The following is a 19,142-nucleotide window of genomic DNA, read 5'->3' as shown; positions in this document are numbered from 1 at the left end:
AGTCGATCATCCCATCAGACCACCTCATCCTGAGGTGACGCCGCACAGCGGCGGCCTCGCAGGAGACCTCCAGATCGCTCGATGCTGGCGGAAGCCTCCTTCGAGGCCGCTACGCGTCACCTCAGGATGAGGTAGAGCCTTGGAAAAGCAACTGACATAGGCCTCAATCCGTCCCGACGGGCTCCACGGCCCGGCCGAACAGCTCCAGCGCCTCTGCCACGGCCGCGCGGCGGATTTCGCCTCGGCCGAGATCGCCGTAGCGGCGCTCGATATGTCGGGTCGCGGCACCCCGGCGGGCGAGGCCGAAATGCACGAGGCCCACGGGCTTGGCCTCGCTGCCGCCGCCCGGGCCGGCGATTCCGGTGATCGAGACCGCCACATCCGCATGCGAGTGGGCGAGCGCGCCATCCGCCATAGCGCGGGCGACGGATTTGCTCACCGCCCCATGGGTCGCGATGAGGTCGGCGGGCACACCGAGCATCTCGGTCTTGGCCTCGTTGGAATAGGTCACGAAACCGCGCTCGACCACCGCCGAGGAGCCGGGAACGGCGGTGAGCAGCCCGGCAACGAGGCCGCCGGTGCAGGATTCGGCGCAGGCCGCACGGAGGCCGGCGGCAGCATAGGCCGCCACCAGCGCCTCGGCGCGGGCGAGGAGCGCCGGGTCGTCGATCACGCCGCGTCTTCTTCCGGCAGGCGGATCGTCGCCGCCGCCTGGGCCGCGAGTCCCTCGGCGCGGCCGACGAAGCCGAGCTTCTCGGTGGTCGTCGCCTTGATCGAGACCGAGCTCAGCTTCACGCCGCAGATCTCGGCGATGCGGGCGCGGATGGCCTCGCGATGGGCGCCGATGCGCGGGGCTTCCGCCAGGACGGTGATGTCGAGATGATCGATCCGGCCGCCCCGGTCGCGGACGAGCTTCACCGCATGGGCCAGGAAGCGGTCGGAAGAGGCGCCGCGCCATTGCTCGTCGCTGGGCGGGAAATGCGTGCCGATATCGCCATCCGCAATCGCCCCCAGGAGGGCGTCGGTGAGGGCGTGCAGCGCCACGTCCCCGTCGGAATGGGCGAGCACGCCGCGATCGGCGGGAATCTTCACGCCGCCGAGCCACACGTGGTCACCTTCCGTGAAGGCGTGGACGTCGAAGCCGGTCCCGAGGCGGGTCACGTAGGTCGTCATGGAATCGGTCTCTGGTTCGGAGGGCAGCACATCGCTGCCGGAAAAGCCGCGGTCGGCCTCGATCAGGTCGGAGGGTTGGGTGATCTTGCGGTTGCGCGGGTCGCCCTCGAACACCACCACGTCGAGCCCGGCCCATTCGGCCAAAGCCCCGTCATCGGTGAAACCGTGGAGCTCCGCCTCCGCCGCCTGGCGATGGGCGGCGAGGAGGGGCGCGAAGGCGAAGGCCTGAGGGGTCTGGACGGCGCGCAGGGATTCGCGGGCAGGGGTTTCGCGCACCCGGCCGATACCCGGGCCGACATCCTCGACGATCTTGATCGTATCGGTGACGGCGATGCCGGGCACCGCCGCGCCATGGTCACGACCGGCGACGAGGGCCCGGTCGATCAGCGCCTCGTCCACATGCGGGCGGGCCGCGTCGTGAACCAGGACGAGGCCCGGCGCGCCCGTTTCCACCGACTTTGCGGCCAGGGCTTCGAGGCCGGCCCGAACGGATTGCTGGCGCGTGGCGCCGCCCTCGACGGGGGCCGCGAGCTTGGCGCGCAGAACGGGGTCGAGTTCCGCGACGCAGGCGTGATAGAACGAGGCCGCGTCCGCGGCGATCACGGGCTGGATCACCGCGAGGTCGGGATGGGCCGCCAGTGCGGCGAGGGTCCGGGTGAGGACCGCGCGTCCGCCGACGCTGCGATATTGCTTGGGAACGTCACCGCCGATGCGGATCCCGCGGCCGGCTGCGACGACCACCGCGGCGTTCCAGGCGGTGCCGGACATGGAAAAGTGCTCCCGCATCAGTTCGAGGTAGCGTGAATGGCTGGGGTGGTCTGTCGTTTAAGCGGGGCATAGCCTGAAATCAAATCGCGCAAGACGCTTGCGTCGCCCCTCCGATTGTCTATTTGTTGGGCACAATGAAAGCTGATGATTATTTGAGCGTTCTGCGCTCGGGCGATGGCCAGGGGCAGGCCGGCGAGAGGGCAGGCGCCGCGGCTTCGGTGCCGGTCCTGCTCGCCCCCCTGTCGGGCGTCACCGACCTGCACATGCGTCGCATCGCGCGGCGTCTGGGTGCAAGCGCCGTCGTCTCGGAAATGGTCGCCGCCGCCGAATTCGCCCGTGGGGCGGAGGAGGCGCGCCTGCGGGCCGAGGGGAGCGGTGTCGATCCCCACGTGGTCCAGCTCGCCGGCTGCATGCCCGAATCGATGGCGGAGGCCGCCCGGTTGGCCGAGGCGAACGGCGCCGACGTCATCGACATCAATATGGGCTGCCCGGCCAAGACCGTCACCGGCGGGGAGGCGGGCTCCGCCCTCATGCGCGACATCGAGGGGGCCACGCGCATCCTCGCCGCCGTCCGCGCGGCGGTCACGATCCCGGTCACCGTGAAGATGCGCCTCGGCTGGGACCATGCGAGCCTCAATGCCCCCGATCTCGCCCGGCGCGCCCAGGGCCTCGGCCTCGCGGCGGTGACGGTGCATGGCCGCACCCGCCAGCAATTCTACAAGGGCCAGGCCGATTGGGCCGCCATCCGCGCCGTGGTGGACGCGGTCTCGATTCCGGTCATCGCCAATGGCGACGTCGTCGATCTCGCCGGCGCGCGGGCCTGCCTCGCCGCATCGGGCGCGGCCGGGTTGATGATCGGGCGTGCGGCCGTGGGTCGTCCCTGGCTCGTGGGCGAGATCGCCGCCGGTCTCGCCGGCCGGGCACCGCGCTCCCTCGACGCCGAAGAGAAGGCCGCCCTGGCCCTCGAGCATTACCAGGGGCTGATAGCGCTCTACGGCCCCGCCATGGGCGTGCGCCACGCGCGCAAGCATCTGGCGGCCTATGTGGACGATGTCGGCGCCCTCGGCCCGGATGACCGGACACGGCTTCTCACCACGACCGACCCGACAATCGCGGCCGACCTTCTCCTGAGGGCGATGCGGCCCCTGCGCGAACCGTCCATCACCGAGGAGGCAGCGTGAGCGCGGACAAGGACTATGGCGGAAGGACCCGCCCATTGCCTTCGAGTGAGGCGGTGATCAACGCGCTGCCGCTGCCGGTTCTGACCATCGGCGCGGATGACCGCATCCTTCACGTGAACCACGCGGGGGAGACGTTCTTCGATCATTCCGCCCGGTTGATGCAGCGCCGGCACTTGCGCGACATCATCCCGTTCTCGTCCCCGATCAGCGCTCTCGTGGCCGAAGTGCGCCGCCGCAAGGCGAGCGTCAGCGAATACGGCGTCGAACTGGTTCAGCCGCGCTCCGGCCTGGAGCGCAATGTCGACGTCTTCGCGACCCCCCTCGGCGACGAGGAGGACGCGGTGGTGATGATGCTGCAGGAGCGCACCATCGCCGACAAGATGAACCGCCAGCTGACCCATCGCGGCGCCGCCCGCTCGATGATCGCGCTGGGCGCCATGCTGGCGCATGAAATCAAGAACCCGCTCGCGGGCATCCGCGGGGCGGCCCAGCTCCTCGAACAATCGGGCACCGAGGACGACCGTCTGCTCACCCGGCTGATCTGCGACGAATCCGACCGGATCGTCCGCATCGTGGAGCGGATGGAGCTGTTCGGCGACGAACGCCCGGTCGAACGCGGCCCGGTCAACGTGCACGGCGTGCTCGATCAGGTGAAGCGCTCGGCCCAGTCGGGCTTTGCCCGGCACATCCGCTTCGTCGAGACCTACGACCCGTCGCTGCCGCCGGTCCTCGGCAATCGCGATCAGTTGATCCAGGTCATCCTCAACCTCGTGAAGAACGCCGCCGAGGCCATCGGCGCCGATGCGGTGGACGGCGAGATCACCCTCTCCACCGCCTTCCGTACGGGGCTGAAGATGCAGGTTCCGGGCTCGCGCGAGCGGGTCAGCCTGCCCATCGAAGTCGCGGTGCGGGATAACGGGCCGGGGGTCTCGGCCGAGCTTCTGCCCGACCTGTTCGACCCGTTCGTGACCACCAAAGCCCAGGGGTCCGGCCTCGGACTTGCATTGGCTGCCAAGATCATCGGCGATCACGGTGGCATCGTCGAATGCGATCCGGTGCCGCGCCGCACCACTTTCCGTCTCCTCCTTCCCATGTCGAGCGCCCGAGACGGGCGCGAATCGGTCGTGGAGCAATAGAGTCGCGTCATGCCCAACGGCCACATCATCGTCGCGGACGACGACGCTGCGATCCGCACCGTCCTCAACCAGGCCCTGTCACGGGCGGGCTACGAAGTCCGCTCGACGGGCAACTGCGCCACGCTCTGGCGCTGGGTCGCGCAAGGGGAGGGCGATCTCGTCATCACCGACGTGATGATGCCGGATGAGAACGTGTTCGACCTGCTGCCGCGCATCAAGCGCGTCCGGCCGGAACTGCCGATCATCGTCATGAGCGCGCAGAACACGTTCATGACCGCGATCCGCGCCTCCGAGCGCGGGGCCTACGAATACCTGCCCAAGCCCTTCGACCTGAAGGAGCTCATCGCCATCGTCGGCCGGGCGCTCTCGCGGCCGCGCGGCACGCCCGCCCCCGGCGCCGATCCCGGCAACGAGGATATCCCGCTGGTCGGCCGCTCGCCGGCGATGCAGGAGATCTACCGGGCCCTCGCCCGCCTCATGCCCACCGACCTCACGGTGATGATCACCGGCGAGTCGGGCACCGGCAAGGAGCTGGTGGCCCGCGCGCTGCACGATTACGGCCGTCGCCGCTCCGGGCCGTTCGTGCCGGTGAACATGGCGGCGATCCCGCGCGACCTCATCGAATCCGAACTCTTCGGACACGAGAAGGGCGCCTTCACCGGCGCGCTCTCGCGCTCGGCCGGGCGGTTCGAGCAGGCCGAGGGCGGCACGCTCTTCCTCGACGAGATCGGCGACATGCCGATGGAGGCCCAGACCCGCCTCCTGCGCGTGCTGCAACAGGGCGAATACACCACGGTGGGCGGCCGGGTCCCGATCAAGACCAATGTCCGCATCATCGCGGCCACCAACAAGGACCTGCGCGTCTCGATTCAGCAGGGCATCTTCCGCGAGGATCTGTTCTTCCGGCTCAACGTCGTGCCGCTGCGCTTGCCCGCGCTGCGCGAGCGCTCGGAGGACGTGCCGGACCTGATCCGTCACTTCTTCATCCTGGTGGAGAAGGAGGGTCTCAGCCGCAAGCAGCTCGACGGCGAGGCGATGGAGCGCCTGAAGCGCTATCGCTGGCCCGGCAACGTGCGCGAACTGGAGAACCTCGTCCGCCGCCTCGCGGCCCTCTACCCGCAGGAGACGATCACCGGCCCGGTCATCGAGGCCGAGCTCGACACGCTGCCGCTCGCCCAGCCACAGGCCAACGGGTCCGGTGCGCGCAAGGCCGGCGCGGCGGACAACGAGACGCTGTCGGCCGCGGTGGAGCGGCATCTCGCCGAGTATTTCAGCGGTTATCGCGACACGCTGCCCCCTCCCGGACTCTACCACCGAATCCTGCGCGAGATCGAAGGCCCGCTCATCGGCGCGGCGCTCGCCGCCACGCGCGGCAACCAGATCCGCGCGGCGGAACTGCTCGGCGTCAATCGCAACACCCTGCGCAAGAAGGTGCGGGACCTCGACCTTCAGGTCTTCCGCAACGCACGGTGAGCCCGAACGACACGTCCGGCGAACCAGGGGACCTGTTCCATTTCAGCGAAGACCCGGCGATCCGGGTCTTCGCGCCGCGCCCCGTCCGCGTCGGCGTGGATCGCGGACAGGCGGGAGCCTGGCTGAACGGCCCCCTGGTCTGGGCGATCGATGCAGCCCACAGCCTGCTCTACCTCTTCCCGCGCGACTGCCCCCGGATCGTGATCTGGCCGACCGAACGGACCACGCCGGAGGACCGGCGGGCCTGGTTCGGCGACGTCACCGACCGCGCCGTCGCCTATGTGGAGGAGGCCTGGTCGGAGAGGATCGCGACCGCCGCGATCCAACGCTACCGGATGCCGGCCGAGACCTTCGAGCCCACCGGCGAGCCCGGCACCTGGGTCTCTCGAAGCCCGGTCGTCCCTGTTGGCCACGACACGATCCGGGACCTCCCCGCCGCGATGAAGGCGCAAGGCGTCGAACTCCGCCCCCTGCCGCGACTCACGCCCCTGGCGCCGATCTGGCGCTCCACCCTCCACGCCAGCGGCATCCGTCTCAGGAATGCGCAGGACTGGGTCACGCCGGAGGGCGGACCGCCGAGGCCGATCGCCGGTGTTTGTGCGGTTAGGTGATGCTCGAGTTGATCGGAACGGCCGGTCAAGCAACAGCTTCTGGCTCCACAAGAATGGCGCACGGCAATATTTGCGATGAGTTGCTGGACATACCAGAAAGGATAGATTGCCCTTTTCGATTCATAATTGGCAAAGACATAAAATAATAGCTGTCATGACGCGTTGTGAAAAAACTTTTCACAATCATCTTAATATCTATTCTGCCCTTCGATTTATTTTATAGATATATCTTTAGATATATTCGAAGAAATTTTAATCGATTAACGTAGAACGGCAACCAACAACAAACACTTACCAGGCGTGATGTTTGCGCCACTCGATAAAGTTCAAAAAACCATTATTCGATCGCCTGACGCGTTTGTCCGAGGAGAGAACGTTTGGCCGAGGATCATGGTCGCTCTCCTTTCCGGACATGGCTTTCGATCTCGGTGCTCGGCATCGCCGCGTTCACGATGGTCTCGACTGAATTCGCCCCTATCGGGCTGATGTCGCAGATGGCTGGCGATCTCGGCGAATCCCAGGCCACGATCGGCCTCACGGTCACCCTCTACGCTTGGTTCGGAGCCCTCAGCGGTCTTCTCGCGCCGACACTTGTCGGACGCGTCCCGCGCAAAGCTCTCCTGATCGGATTGATGCTCGTCATCGCCGCGTCGAACGCGATCGCGCTTATGTCGCCGTCCCTGGAGGCGCTGTTCCTCGCCCGCCTCGTCGGGTCCGTGGCACACGGCATCTTCTGGGCGACGGTCGCCGCCTTTGCCATGGACATCGCCCCGCCTCACCGAACGGGGCTGGCGACCTCCATCGTCTTCGGCGGTATTTCCGTCGCCACGGTCATGGGTGTTCCGGCGGTGAACATGGCGGGGCAGGTGATGGGATGGCGCGGAGCCTTCGGCGCGCTTGGGCTGCTCGGTCTGCTCACGGCCGTTTCGATGATGGTGACGCTTCCCAACCTGACGACATCGGCGCGCGGCCGGGAGGCGACGCTCGCCGATGCCATCGGTCAGCGGACGCTCCGCCCGATCTACGCCATCACCGCGCTGATCGGGGCGGTTCATTTCTCGGCCTACACCTTTGCCGAACCGTATATCGCCGCGCTTCCGGGCATCCTGCCGACGACGGTCCCGATTTTCCTCTTCGCCTTCGGTGCGGCAGGGCTTCTGGGCAGCGTTCTCGGCGCGTTGTTGATCGATCGCTTCCTGCACGAGGTCATCCTGTGTGCGCTCACGGCGATGGGAATGGCCCTGATCCTCATGGGAACGTCCAGCACGGTCCTTGGCCTTATCGGCGTCGGAGCATGCCTCGTGGTCTGGGGCGCGGCGATCTCGATGCTTTTCGCGACGTTGCAGACCTGGATTCTGAAGGCAGCCGGCCCGCTGGCGACGCCGGCGGCAGCCGTTCACACGGCCGTCCTGAACGCGGCGATCGGCATCGGCGCCATGGCGGGATCCGCCCTGCTCGATCGATGGGGTCCCTTCACCGTCATGCTCGGTGCCGGGATCGGCGCGATCCTGACACTGGGCTTCGCCCTCATCCCGCAGGGACGGAGGAGACAGACCATTTGAAGAATTCCCCGCCCGACACAGCGCCCGTCATTCGCATCGCGGCAGCGTTGATCTTCGATTCGCACGGCCGAACGCTCCTCGTTCGAAAGCGAGGGTCCTCGTTCTTCATGCAGGCGGGAGGAAAGATCGAGCCGGGAGAAACCCCGCTCGCGGCTTTGGGGCGAGAGCTGAAGGAAGAGCTGGGCGTGGAGCTTCCGTCCGAAGCATCCTATCTCGGCCGCTTCGTCGCGGAAGCCGCGAACGAAGACGGCCACTGGGTGGACGCCGAACTTTACGGCTTCGACCTCGAACAGAAGGTCTGTCCAGCAGCCGAAATCGAAGAGGTGGTCTGGGTTTCCATGACGATGCCGCCAACGATCGAGCTTGCCCCCCTGACAGCCAACCAAATCATTCCGCTTGCCCGGCGAATGCACCTGTCAAAGTTGTAAATCGCACTTCATCGAACAGACAAGGGCCGATGGGCGCCATACGGCAAAGCGCGGGCGGGTTTCCCCGTCCGCGCTTCGAAAGATAAACCCAGCCGCGAGGGTCAGGACGTGGGTGTCAGGCCATGGCGGGCTTGGCCGTCATGGCGCGCGTCTCGCCGAGACCGAGCCAGTTCCGGCGCATGGGCTTGAGGACGAAATAGGCGAGGATCGCGGTCAGCACGTCGAGGGTGATGATGATCGCGAAGACCGGGAGCCAGGAGCCCTGGACCAGGTAGATCCAGGCGGCGATCGGTCCGCCGAAGAGCGAGCCGATGCCCTGCGCCATGTAGAGGAAGCCGTAATTGGTGGTGGCGTGCTTGGTGCCGAACGTGTCGGTGAGGATCGAGGGGAACAGCGAGAAGATCTCGCCCCAGGCGAAGAAGACGACGCCCGAAAGCAGGGCGAAGGCGTAAGCGTTCTCGCGGAAGACGAGGAGCAGCGCGATGGCCACCGCTTCGGCGGCGAACGCGATGCCCATCGTGTTCTCGCGGCCGATCTTGTCCGACACCCAGCCGAAGAAGGGCCGGGTGAGACCGTTGGTGATGCGGTCGAAGGTGAGGGCGAAGGGCAGGGCCACGAAGCCGAAGATGATCGCGTCGGCCACGCCGAAGTCGCGGGCGAAGGACGCGAAGTTCGCCACCACCATCAGGCCGCCGGTGGACATCATCGTCATCATCGCGAACATCAGCCAGAACAGAGGCGTCTTCAGCATCTCCTTCGGGGCGGTGTCGTGGACACAGGTCGAGAGGTTGCGGGCCGGGGCCGGCAGGACCTCGTCGGCGCGGGGAGCCCTCAGGCCGAGGGCGGCCAGTGCGCCGATGACGCCGAGGATAATGCCGAACACCGTCAGCGTGTGGCGGTAGCCCGAGGCGGTAAGCATGTCGCTGATGGGGAAGGTGCTCAGCATCGCGCCCATGCCGTAGCCGGCGGCGACCACGCCCACGGCGAAGCCGCGGCGATCGGGAAACCATTTCACCATCAGGCCGACGATGCCGACATAGACGATGCCGGTGCCCAGACCGCAGAACAGGCCGTAGGTGGCGTAGACGCCCCAGAGCGTGTCGACGCGGGCGGCCAGCACCCAGCCGAGGCCCGAGAGGATGGCGCCCAACGCGATCATCAGCTTGGGGCTGAACCGGTCGATCAGGTAGCCCTGGACCGGCGAGAAGAAGGTCTGAAGCACGATCAGGATCGTGAAGGTCCATTGCAGCTGCGGCAGGCTCGCGCCCGTCGTCGCGATGAGCGGCTTGGTGAACAGGGTCCAGACGTATTGCGGGCTGGAGATCGCCATCATGGCCACGAGGCCGAGGCCGAGTTGTATCCAGCGCTGCCGGGAAAGATTCGTATCCATTATGCACTCCATGCTGCGGGCACGGAGACGCAAAGTGTATACCAATTGAACCGACGGGGTCGTCAGCCGGTGGCGGAGACCAGCCAGCAACCCGCATTCAGGGCGACGGCCCCCGAGACGGCGCGCGTCGTGAAGTCGTCGCTCACCCTGCGCAGGGCCTCCACGCGGATCGATGCCGGCTGATCGCGCAGGAGTCGGGAGACGGGGCCGAGCTCGGTGGCGAAATCCGCGGCGGCCTCCGCCGCGGTGGGGCCCGCGCCGTCACCGGACCGGGCGAGGGTGAGCGGGCGGTCGACGGCCTCGACGGTGATGTCACGGAAGCCGGCCTCCGCCAGCACGGCACGAATGGTCTCCGCTTCGGCGAAGCGGAACGGCCCGGGCGCGTCCGGAGGACCCGGCTCGGGTTCCGGCACGAGGGGTAGGACGAGGTCCCTCGGCACGGTGATCCAGGGATTGTCCTCGATTCGCCGCCAGCACAGGAAGGTCAGGCTGCCACCGGGAACCAGGGCCTTGCGGATGTTGGCGAAGGCGGCGGCGGAATCGTCGAAGAACATGATTCCGAAGCGCGAGATCGCGTGTTCGAAAACCGCCGCGCCGAAATCGTGGCTCTGCGCGTCCGCCTCGATGAACGCGATCGGCGCGCCGGCGGAAGCCTCGAGTCCGGCCCGCTCGCGCGCGACGGCGAGCAGGGGCGCGGAGAGATCGGCCGCCACCACATGTCCACCGGCACCGAGATGCCGCGCGGCGGCGATGGCGCAATCACCGGCGCCGCAGCCGATATCCAGCACCGAGCCGTCCACCCGAAGGCGTGCCGCATCGAGCAACGCGGTGGTGAGGGGCGCGAAGACAGCGTCGATCCGGCGCTGGTTGCGGGCCCAGCGCGCGCCGACCTCGCCGTTCCAGTATTCGCGCTGGGTGATCCCGCCATCCGCCATCATGAACCGTCCGGTCTCTGGGCCTCGATCGTCCGATCCCCGGCGGGGACCCGTCTCACAGGCCGGCCGAACCGCCATCCGAGCGCGGATCGTGGACCGCCTCGATGCGCCCGTTGCCGGGATGGCGGACCAGCATGCCGGCATGGCCGAGGGAATCGATGTAGGAACCGCCGAGTTCCTCGATCTCGTGGCCCATCGAGCGTAGCTCGGCGATGCAGGCCGGATCGAACCGGTCCTCCACCTTCACGCTCAACGATTCGGCACCCCATGTGCGCCCGTAGAGCAGGCGCGGCGCGTCGACGGCCTCGGCCGGGCTCATGCCATAATCGGCATACCGCGAAAAAATCTGGGCCTGGAATTGCGGTTGCCCGTCGCCGCCCATGCTGCCGTAGGACATCACGCGGCCGTCGTCGAAGGCGGCCAATCCGGGGATCAGGGTGTGGAACGGCCGGCGCCCCGGCTCCAGAGGGTTCACCGCGCCCTTGTCCAGAGAGAACGAGGTGCCGCGGTTCTGCCAATGGATTCCGGTCTTCGGCAGGACGATCCCCGAACCGTATTCCCAGTAGATCGACTGGATGTAGGAGACGGCCAGACCGTCCTTGTCGATGGCGCCCATCCAGACGGTGTCGCCGTCGCCCGGTCCCCGGAGGGGCACGGAGGCGGCGCGGCGCATGTCGATCTGGGCCGCCTCGCGGTCGAGGCGCTCCGGGGTGAGGAAGCTCGCCGGATCGACGCTCAGCCGGTCGTAATCGGTGACCGTGCGGTCGCGGATGGCGAAGGCGCGCTTCGTCGCCTCGATCAGCCCGTGATACTGCGCCGTGCTCTCGGGCCGCGACACCTTCAGCCGGTCGAAGATGCCGAGGATGATGAGCGCGGCGAGTCCCTGGGTGGGCGGCGGGAAGTTGTAAAGCGTCGCGTCGCGACGGCGCAGCGACAGGGCAGCCCGCTCTCGCGGCGCGTAGGCTTCGAGATCGGCCCGCGTCACCGGCGAACCGAGGCGGTCGAGATCGGCGGCGATCTCGCGGCCGAGGTCGCCCCGGTAGAAATCGTCGAGCCCCGCATGGGCCAATTGTTCGAGCGTATCGGCGAGAGCCGGCAGGCGGCGCGTGGCGCCGGCGGCGAAGGGCTTGCCGCCGTCGAGGAAGGTCTGCGCGAAACCGGGCTGGTCGTGGAGCGTGTCGATCTCCTTCGGCACGTAGCGCGCCTCGGAGGGCGACACCGCGCAGCCCTGGCGCGCGTGTCGGATCGCATCCGACAGCAAGGTCTCGAGGGGAAGCCGGCCGCCCAGCGCCTTGGCGAGGTCGAGAGCCAGACGCCAGCCGCCGATGGCGCCGGCCACGGTCAGGGCCGCATCCGGCCCGCGCGAGGGGATCGTCTCATGGCCCTGGCTGCGATAGCGAGCGACCGTGGCGAGAGACCCGGCAGGACCGCAGGCCTCGATGCCGCGCACTCGGCCGCCCGGTTCGCGAACCAGCCAGAAACCGTCGCCTCCGATGCCGTTCATATGCGGATAGACCACGGCGATGGTCGCCGCCATCGCCGCCATCGCCTCGATGGCGTTGCCGCCTTGCGCCAGAACGGTTTGTCCGGCGGTAGCGGCCAGGTGGTGAGGCGCGGCAACGGCGGCGGAGGAATAGACGGGCGTCTCGGGCATCGCGAACTCGGTGTGAGGAAAGGCGTGAGGATAATGTATTTTTACGCCCGGTCGACAGTGACATGTCCCTGGCAAGAACCGGACGCAGCCTGCTGCGGCAGCATCGGTTTCACCGCTCGAAGCGTCGTGTGAGGCCGCGCTGCATGAACGTTTTCCGCCGATACGCTTGCCCAATTCGTATTAATTTCGCCACACTGTTGTGGCGACGCATCAGCCATGGCGTGGCTTCGACGTTCCAGACAATCGGCCGCCTCGGGAGACGACGTCTCCCAGCAGGGCGAGCCCGAACCGCATAACAGACGGGCGCCGCCGCGCGGGCCCGGCTGGGTCGGTGCGCTCGTCGTCAGCACCGCCCTGGTCTCGGCCATCGCGACCTTCCTGATCCTCGCCGGGGTCATCCGGGTGACGCCGACGCCGACGATCGGCCTGACGCTGCTGGGCATCAACGTCTTCCTCGTCCTCAGCCTGTTCGTCGTCATCGGCTGGGAGGCGCGGGTCTTCCTGCATGCGCGCCGGGCCAATGCGGCCGTGGCACGCCTGCATACCCGCATCGTCGGCCTGTTCAGCCTCATCGCAATCCTGCCCACGGTGCTCCTGGCCGTCGTGGCGGCGGTGACGATCGATCGCGGATTGTCGCTCGGCTTCACCGACCGCGTCCGCGACGTGGTGCTGAAATCCGTCGAGGTGGCCGACGCCTACCAGGAGAACCAGTGCCAGTCGCTCGCCCGCGAGATCCGCATCCTCAACGACGACCTCACGCGGGCGCGGCCGAATTTCGACGTGAACCGGCAATGGTTCGAGAACTTTCTGACCACACGGGCGACGGCGCTCGGGCTGCCGGTCGCCGAGATCATGCGGGGGCCGAACGAGGTCGTCGCCCGGGCCAAGATCGACATCCTGAAGGAACGCCGGCTCCCCTCCGCCGCGGCCTTCGAGGAGGCGGCCAAGTCCAACGAGACGATCTGCCTGCGGCCGAGCGAGGGCCGGATCTTCGCCGCCCTGCTGCAGATGCCCGCCTATGACGGGGCCGTGCTGCTGGTGCAGCGCGAGGTGAGCCAGCTCGCCGTCGACTTCCCCGGCGTCTCGCGGGCGGCGGCCGCCGAGTACCTCACCTACGATTCCCTGAAGCGCTCGATCCAGATCAGCTTCGCCTCGATCTTCGTGCTGATCGCGCTGATCGCCCTGCTGTCGGCGGTCTGGTTCGGCCTCAACTTCGCCAACCGGTTCGTGGCGCCGATCCGCCGGCTGATCAACGCAGCCGACCAGGTCGCTTCGGGCAATTTCTACGCCCAGGTCCCGGCCCGGAAAAGCGACGGCGACCTCGCCCATCTCGGCGAGAGCTTCAACAAGATGACCCAGGAGCTGCGGCGCCAGCACGATGGGCTGACGGCGGCCAGCGAACTCATCGACCGGCGCCGCCGGTTCACCGAAGCGGTGCTTGCCGGCGTCTCGCCCGGCGTCATCGGCGTCGACGCGGCCGGCCTCGTCACCATCGCCAACCCCTCCATCGAGCGCACGCTCGGGCTCAAGGCGGACGCGATCATCGGCAAGCCGCTGGTCCAGGCGGTGCCCGAGCTTCAGGCCATCCTTCCCGAGGGAGGGGAGGGCCGCCTGCGCGCCCTCCAGCAGCAGATCCAGCTGACCCGCGACGGGCGCGAGCGCACGGTCACCGTGCGCGTCACCAGCGAGCAGGCCCAGGGCGGCGCCCGCGGCTTCGTGGTGACGCTGGACGACATCACCGATCTCGTCACGGCCCAGCGCACCTCCGCCTGGGCGGATGTCGCCCGCCGCATCGCCCACGAGATCAAGAACCCGCTGACGCCGATCCAGCTCTCGGCCGAGCGTATCCGGCGCAAGTACGGCAAGGTCATCGTCGCGGACAAAGACGTGTTCGACCAGTGCACGGCGACGATCATCCGCCAAGTGGACGAGATCAAGCGCATGGTGGACGAGTTCTCGTCCTTCGCGCGGATGCCGAAACCCGCCATCGCCCGGAACGACCTCAGCGAGATCGCCAAACAGAACCTGTTCATGATGCGGGTGGCGCATCCCGACATGGAGTTCGGCTTCACCGAAGCCGGGCAGGACCGCCTGCATGCCGCCTTCGACATCAGGCTCCTGTCGCAGGCGATCACCAACATTCTCAAGAACGCGGTGGAGGCCGTCTCCGCCGTTCCCGAGGCCGAACTGGGCAAAGGCCGAGTCGATCTGCGCCTCCTCGTCGAGGAGGGGTTCGCGGTGATCGAGATCACCGACAACGGCAAAGGCTTCCCCGTCGAGGGGCGCCAGCGGCTGCTCGAGCCCTATATGACCACCCGCGAGGGCGGCACCGGGCTCGGGCTCGCGATCGTCAGCAAAGTGCTCGAAGAGCATGGCGGTGGCATCGAACTGAACGACAATCCAGAGGGCAGGGGCGGTCGCGTGCGGATGCGCGTGCCGCTCGATACCCAGGAAAAGAAGCCGGAGGGGACACCTTCCGCGCAGGCTGAGAAGGTTGCCGCACAGACGGCACCCCCAATCGCGGAGATGACGTCATGAGCGCCGATATTCTGATCGTCGACGATGAGGCCGACATCCGCGACCTCGTCGCCGGCATTCTCGACGACGAAGGCCACCGGACCCGCACGGCCGGAGGCTCCGACGAGGCGCTCGCCGCCATCGAGTCGCGTCGCCCTCACCTCGTCTTCCTCGACATCTGGCTGCAGGGTTCGCGCCTCGACGGGCTGCAGGTGCTCGACCAGATCAAGCTCGGGCATCCCGACCTGCCCGTGGTGATGATTTCGGGCCACGGCAACATCGAGACGGCGGTGGCCGCCATCAAGGCGGGCGCCTACGACTTCATCGAGAAGCCGTTCAAGGCCGATCGTCTGGTCCTGGTCGCCGAGCGTGCCCTCGAAGCCTCCCGGCTCAAGCGCGAGGTGCGTGATCTCAAGGCGCGCTCAGGCCAGGCGAGCCGGCTCGTCGGCGGGTCCGTGGCGGTGAACCAGCTGCGCCAGACCGTGGAGCGGGTGGCCCCCACCAATGCACGCGTGATGATTCTGGGCGCACCGGGTTCGGGCAAGGAACTCTCTGCGCGGACGCTGCACGCCTCGTCGACCCGCGCGAGCGGCCCGTTCGTGGTCATCAACGCGGCGATGATCACCCCCGAGACCATGGAGGCCGAGCTGTTCGGCGTCGAAGCCGGCGAGGGCCGTGCCCGCCGGGTGGGCGCCCTGGAGGAGGCCCATGGCGGCTCCCTCTATATCGACGAGATCGCCGACATGCCGCGCGAGACCCAGAACCGCATTCTGCGGGTTCTGGTGGACCAGAACTTCCAGCGCGTCGGCGGCACCACCCGCGTCCATGTGGACGTGCGCATCATCTCCTCCTCCTCGCGCGATCTCGCCGAGGAGATCGCCGCGGGCCGCTTCCGCGAAGACCTGTTTCACCGCCTTTCCGTGGTGCCGATCCGGGTGCCGTCCCTGTCCGAGCGGCGCGAGGACGTGCCGGAACTCATCAACTTCTTCATGGAGCAGATCTCGACCGCCACGGGGCTCGCCCGCCGGCGCATCGCCGAGGACGCCATGGCGGTGCTGCAATCGCACGATTGGCCCGGCAACATCCGTCAGCTGCGCAACAACGTCGAACGGCTGATGATCCTCACCCATACCGACCCGGAGCAGGAGGTGACCTCCGAGATGCTTCCCACCGAGATCGGCGCCCTGGTGCCGACGACGCCGAACGGGGCGGGCGGCGAGAAGCTGATGAGCCTCGCCTTGCGCGAGGCGCGCGAAATCTTCGAGCGCGAATATCTGATCGCGCAGATCGCGCGATTCTCCGGAAACATATCGCGGACCGCCGAGTTCATCGGGATGGAACGCTCGGCCCTGCACCGCAAGCTGAAGTCGCTCGGCATCGGCCCCTGAGGGCCCGGGCGACCTTCACCTTACATGTACGTGCCCCTTGCATGTGCGTGACAATGAACGTGTAATAGTCGAGGTTGTCTGTTTTCACCGGTCTGCTACGCATTCAAACCAACAAGAACCCGCCAGTCACGGCGGGCGGCAGGTTTATAAGAAGGATTAATAAAAAATGGCGGGCGAACGCGCTCAGAACCTGCAGGACACGTTTCTCAATCATGTCCGCAAGAACAAGATCCCGCTCACGATCTTCCTCGTCAACGGCGTCAAGCTCCAGGGCGTCGTGACCTGGTTCGACAACTTCTGCGTCCTCCTGCGCCGGGACGGTCATTCGCAGCTCGTCTACAAGCATGCGATCTCGACGATCATGCCCGGTCACCCGGTTCAGTTGTTCGAGCCGGACGAGACGGCGCCCGAGAAAGCCTGACCTTCCCGTGCGGTAGGGCGGAAAAGCCCGGCTCGACCTTCGTCGAACCGGGCTCGCATCTCACGACGGGATCAGGCGCGGGACGGGCTTACCAGCCCCATGCCGGACGACAATGCAGGCCGCCATACGGACCGCGCCAGCAGGCGCCGCCGCCATAGGCGCCCCATGGGCCGGGATGCCAGAAATGACGCGGGCCCCAGCCGGGTCCGTACCACCAATCGATGAAGAGGCTCGCGCTCTTGCCCGAAACGGGCGGCTTATCGCCGAGAACCTTGACGGTATAGGTGAGGGTGTCGCCGTTGAGCTTCGGATCGGTGAGTTCGACGACGGAGAGCTGTGCCTCGCCGTTGACATCCACCGACAATGTCGCGTTCGGCGGGTCCTTCTGGAAGTCGCTCTTTCCGGAGGTCCAATAGTCGACGAACTTCGCCGTGGCCGCGTCGCCGGTCATGCGCTCCGGCCGGTCGGTGAACATCAGGGTCTGCGGCGCGACACCCTTGAGCGTCAGAGTGTTGCCCTCGAATGTCACGGAATCGGCGGTCTGGACGAACAGCCAGTTCGCGGCCGGCATGGCGATCTTGGTATCGGACTTCGCATCCGGAACAGGCTGGGCCTGCGCTGCGGTGCCGAGGATCGACAACGCTACGGCCGCCAAAAGAGAAATAGTTTTCATATGCTAACCTTCGGTAATATTGACAGGCCTGCCTCAGGCCGGTCGATAAGCCGCGTTGGCCCTTACGATCCGATTAATGCGGTCCTTATACATGCTCCTACATTGATATTTGCCCACGGATCGGATGGCGCCGCCCTTGAGGTTCCGTGGGCGACGAGCCGGCATTCCCGCGCCCCGCCCGGACACTGTCAATGGAGCCCAGGCTCCCCCATATGAGTAGATCTCATGACACTCGCGATGAGTGAGTGCTTCTCCTCCGAGCAGGATGGCGCAGCGGGAGTTTTGTGAGAGACACGAGATCCGCGCTTTTTTCGCCGACCCGGCATCCCCGTCGGCGGAGAGCGCTCTAAGCCCGATGGGCAAGGGAACTTCATGAGCGAACCTATGCTTCCCGGAGAGGCACGGCTGCAGGCGATGGCCGCCCCCGAGGGAGACATCGCGGCGGCAACCCATACGCTCGTCGTGGGGCCGTATCTCACCCGTACTTCTCTCTCGAGGAACGGCAGCCAGACGCAGGAGCCGATGCGTTCCAGCGAGGCGCGGATCGACGAGGCGGCGGGTCTCGCCGTGGCCATCGAGCTGGACGTCACCGAAGCGATCATCGCGCCCGTCTCCCGCATCCGCCCCTCGACCTATCTCGGCAAGGGCCGCGTCGAGGAACTGGCCGGGCGGATCAAGGCCGAGGAGATCGGGCTCGTCGTGATGGATTGCGCACTCTCGCCGGTGCAGCAGCGCAACCTGGAAAAGGCGTTCGGCTGCAAGGTCATCGACCGCACCGGCCTGATCCTCGAAATCTTCGGCCGTCGTGCCTCGACCCGCGAGGGCACGCTACAGGTCGAGCATGCCCACCTGGCCTATCAGCGGAGCCGGCTCGTACGGTCCTGGACCCACTTGGAACGGCAGCGCGGCGGCTTCGGCTTCCTCGGCGGCCCCGGCGAGACGCAGATCGAGGCCGATCGCCGGATGATCCAGGAGCGGATGACGAAGATCGAGCGCGAGCTCGACAGCGTCACGCGCACGCGTGGCCTGCACCGGGAGAGCCGCGCGCGGGTGCCGTATCCGATCGTCGCCCTCGTCGGCTACACCAATGCCGGCAAATCGACCCTGTTCAATGCGCTGACCAAGGCCGAAGTGATGGCCAAGGACATGCTGTTCGCCACCCTCGACCCGACCGCGCGCGCAACGAAGCTGCCGCATGGCGAGACGGTGATCCTCTCGGACACGGTGGGCTTCATCTCGGAACTGCCCACCGCCCTCATCGCCGCCTTCCGCGCCACGCTGGAGGACGTCATCGAAGCCGATATCCTGCTCCATGTCCGCGATGTCAGCCACGTCGATTCGGAAGCGCAGGCGGAGGATGTCGGCGATGTCCTGCGGGAACTCGGCATCGAGACGACGGCCGAGCGAATCATCGAGGTCTGGAACAAGGCAGACCTGCTCGACGATTCGGAGCGGACGCGCCTCCTCAACCTGAGCGCCCAGGGGCGCAACGACCGGGACAGCGACGTGCCGATCCTGGTCTCGGCCCTCACCGGCGAGGGTCTGGCGGCCTTGTCCGGCCGGATCGAGGCGCGGATCGCCAAGCGTCGTTCCACCTTCGCCGTGACCCTGGCGCCGGAGGATGGGGCAGCGCTCAATTGGCTGTACGAGAATGCCGAGGTCCTCGACCGGCGCGCCGAGGAGGCGGGCACGATCCACCTTGCCATCCGCGTGGCACCCGAGAAAGAGCCGCGCTTCCTCAACCGCTTCGCCAGTGCACGCAAGCTGAGCCGCGCGGACTGATAAGGGGGAAGCCTCCCGGCGGAGCGGCGGAAAGGCGATCGCCGATCCGC

At 67.2% G+C, this 19,142-nt stretch carries 16 protein-coding genes; 10 read left to right on the top strand and 6 right to left on the bottom strand.

All coding sequences use genetic code 11. From position 1 onward, the window contains the following. Window positions 1-163: 163 nt before the first annotated feature. Together AC0IXR_RS10055 and AC0IXR_RS10050 are read right to left on the bottom strand one after the other, a co-directional pair. Entirely contained in the window at window positions 164-673 is a 510-nt protein-coding gene (locus AC0IXR_RS10055; RefSeq protein ID WP_424753633.1) for a CinA family protein, read from the bottom strand. Continuing rightward, on the bottom strand, window positions 670-1,941 hold the full coding sequence (locus tag AC0IXR_RS10050; protein ID WP_471760594.1) for a bifunctional 2-C-methyl-D-erythritol 4-phosphate cytidylyltransferase/2-C-methyl-D-erythritol 2,4-cyclodiphosphate synthase: 1,272 nt from the start codon (window positions 1,939-1,941) through the stop codon (window positions 670-672). The genes AC0IXR_RS10055 and AC0IXR_RS10050 overlap by 4 nt, the downstream gene beginning before the upstream one ends. 134 nt (window positions 1,942-2,075) lie before the next feature. Here AC0IXR_RS10050 and dusB point away from each other — a divergent pair, with 134 nt between their 5' ends. The 6 genes from dusB (at window position 2,076) to AC0IXR_RS10020 (ending at window position 8,332) form a co-directional block, all read left to right on the top strand. After that, entirely contained in the window at window positions 2,076-3,122 is a 1,047-nt protein-coding gene (gene dusB / locus AC0IXR_RS10045) for a tRNA dihydrouridine synthase DusB (protein WP_471760593.1), read from the top strand. Continuing rightward, the gene (locus AC0IXR_RS10040) at window positions 3,119-4,258 is read left to right on the top strand and encodes a two-component system sensor histidine kinase NtrB (protein ID WP_056433362.1); all 1,140 of its coding nucleotides are present in this window, start codon (window positions 3,119-3,121) and stop codon (window positions 4,256-4,258) included. Before dusB ends, AC0IXR_RS10040 begins: the two co-directional genes overlap by 4 nt. 9 nt (window positions 4,259-4,267) lie before the next feature. After that, entirely contained in the window at window positions 4,268-5,731 is a 1,464-nt protein-coding gene (gene ntrC, locus AC0IXR_RS10035) for a nitrogen regulation protein NR(I) (RefSeq protein ID WP_056157473.1), read from the top strand. After that, entirely contained in the window at window positions 5,728-6,342 is a 615-nt protein-coding gene (locus tag AC0IXR_RS10030) for a DUF6886 family protein (protein ID WP_471760592.1), read from the top strand. Before ntrC ends, AC0IXR_RS10030 begins: the two co-directional genes overlap by 4 nt. Window positions 6,343-6,719: 377 nt before the next feature. Continuing rightward, entirely contained in the window at window positions 6,720-7,904 is a 1,185-nt protein-coding gene (locus AC0IXR_RS10025; protein ID WP_471760591.1) for an MFS transporter, read from the top strand. Next, window positions 7,901-8,332 carry an NUDIX hydrolase gene (locus AC0IXR_RS10020; protein WP_471760590.1) on the top strand — a complete coding sequence of 144 codons (432 nt, stop codon included), beginning with the start codon at window positions 7,901-7,903 and terminating at the stop codon, window positions 8,330-8,332. Before AC0IXR_RS10025 ends, AC0IXR_RS10020 begins: the two co-directional genes overlap by 4 nt. 115 nt (window positions 8,333-8,447) lie before the next feature. Here the strand turns inward: AC0IXR_RS10020 and oxlT are convergent, their stop codons facing one another. The 3 genes from oxlT to AC0IXR_RS10005 all read right to left on the bottom strand — a co-directional run bounded on the left by oxlT (window position 8,448) and on the right by AC0IXR_RS10005 (window position 12,311). Further along, window positions 8,448-9,722, bottom strand: coding sequence for an oxalate/formate MFS antiporter (gene oxlT / locus AC0IXR_RS10015; RefSeq protein ID WP_056452811.1), 1,275 nt, complete (start codon window positions 9,720-9,722; stop codon window positions 8,448-8,450). Between the two features lie 62 nt (window positions 9,723-9,784). Continuing rightward, complete coding sequence (locus tag AC0IXR_RS10010) at window positions 9,785-10,660, bottom strand: class I SAM-dependent methyltransferase (RefSeq protein ID WP_471760589.1); 876 nt, start codon at window positions 10,658-10,660, stop codon at window positions 9,785-9,787. 52 nt (window positions 10,661-10,712) lie between these two features. Further along, window positions 10,713-12,311, bottom strand: a complete 1,599-nt coding sequence (locus AC0IXR_RS10005; RefSeq protein WP_471760588.1) for a gamma-glutamyltransferase family protein — start codon at window positions 12,309-12,311, stop codon at window positions 10,713-10,715. A gap of 216 nt (window positions 12,312-12,527) precedes the next feature. Between AC0IXR_RS10005 and AC0IXR_RS10000 the strand changes: the two genes are divergently transcribed. The 3 genes from AC0IXR_RS10000 to hfq all read left to right on the top strand — a co-directional run bounded on the left by AC0IXR_RS10000 (window position 12,528) and on the right by hfq (window position 16,637). Continuing rightward, a complete protein-coding gene (locus tag AC0IXR_RS10000) occupies window positions 12,528-14,849 on the top strand; it encodes a sensor histidine kinase NtrY-like (protein WP_471760587.1) in 2,322 nt (773 codons plus the stop codon). Continuing rightward, window positions 14,846-16,216: a nitrogen assimilation response regulator NtrX gene (gene ntrX / locus AC0IXR_RS09995; protein ID WP_056433342.1), complete on the top strand. Its 1,371-nt coding sequence runs from the start codon at window positions 14,846-14,848 to the stop codon at window positions 16,214-16,216. The genes AC0IXR_RS10000 and ntrX overlap by 4 nt, the downstream gene beginning before the upstream one ends. A 166-nt stretch (window positions 16,217-16,382) precedes the next feature. After that, a complete protein-coding gene (hfq, locus tag AC0IXR_RS09990; protein ID WP_003600267.1) occupies window positions 16,383-16,637 on the top strand; it encodes an RNA chaperone Hfq in 255 nt (84 codons plus the stop codon). Window positions 16,638-16,725: 88 nt separating this feature from the next. On the opposite strand, the gene AC0IXR_RS09985 is transcribed toward hfq, so the two are convergent. Then, entirely contained in the window at window positions 16,726-17,292 is a 567-nt protein-coding gene (locus tag AC0IXR_RS09985; protein ID WP_056433339.1) for a hypothetical protein, read from the bottom strand. Between the two features lie 390 nt (window positions 17,293-17,682). Here AC0IXR_RS09985 and hflX point away from each other — a divergent pair, with 390 nt between their 5' ends. Then, the gene (gene hflX / locus AC0IXR_RS09980) at window positions 17,683-19,092 is read left to right on the top strand and encodes a GTPase HflX (protein WP_471760586.1); all 1,410 of its coding nucleotides are present in this window, start codon (window positions 17,683-17,685) and stop codon (window positions 19,090-19,092) included. The last annotated feature ends 50 nt before the right edge of the window (window positions 19,093-19,142 follow it).

It is taken from the genome of Methylobacterium sp. AC832, assembly GCF_979256025.1.
The sequence above is the reverse complement of the archived record's forward strand: the minus strand, read 5'-3'. Positions and strand labels throughout refer to the sequence as shown.

What these genes read in the sequence shown, in the direction of transcription:
- AC0IXR_RS10050 (WP_471760594.1), bottom strand. Translation starts at nt 1,941, where the DNA reads ATGTCCGGCACCGCCTGGAACGCCGCGGTGGTCGTCGCAGCCGGCCGC.
- dusB (WP_471760593.1), top strand. Translation starts at nt 2,076, where the DNA reads ATGAAAGCTGATGATTATTTGAGCGTTCTGCGCTCGGGCGATGGCCAG.
- ntrC (WP_056157473.1), top strand. Translation starts at nt 4,268, where the DNA reads ATGCCCAACGGCCACATCATCGTCGCGGACGACGACGCTGCGATCCGC.
- oxlT (WP_056452811.1), bottom strand. Translation starts at nt 9,722, where the DNA reads ATGGATACGAATCTTTCCCGGCAGCGCTGGATACAACTCGGCCTCGGC.
- AC0IXR_RS10010 (WP_471760589.1), bottom strand. Translation starts at nt 10,660, where the DNA reads ATGATGGCGGATGGCGGGATCACCCAGCGCGAATACTGGAACGGCGAG.
- AC0IXR_RS10005 (WP_471760588.1), bottom strand. Translation starts at nt 12,311, where the DNA reads ATGCCCGAGACGCCCGTCTATTCCTCCGCCGCCGTTGCCGCGCCTCAC.
- AC0IXR_RS10000 (WP_471760587.1), top strand. Translation starts at nt 12,528, where the DNA reads ATGGCGTGGCTTCGACGTTCCAGACAATCGGCCGCCTCGGGAGACGAC.
- ntrX (WP_056433342.1), top strand. Translation starts at nt 14,846, where the DNA reads ATGAGCGCCGATATTCTGATCGTCGACGATGAGGCCGACATCCGCGAC.
- hfq (WP_003600267.1), top strand. Translation starts at nt 16,383, where the DNA reads ATGGCGGGCGAACGCGCTCAGAACCTGCAGGACACGTTTCTCAATCAT.
- hflX (WP_471760586.1), top strand. Translation starts at nt 17,683, where the DNA reads ATGAGCGAACCTATGCTTCCCGGAGAGGCACGGCTGCAGGCGATGGCC.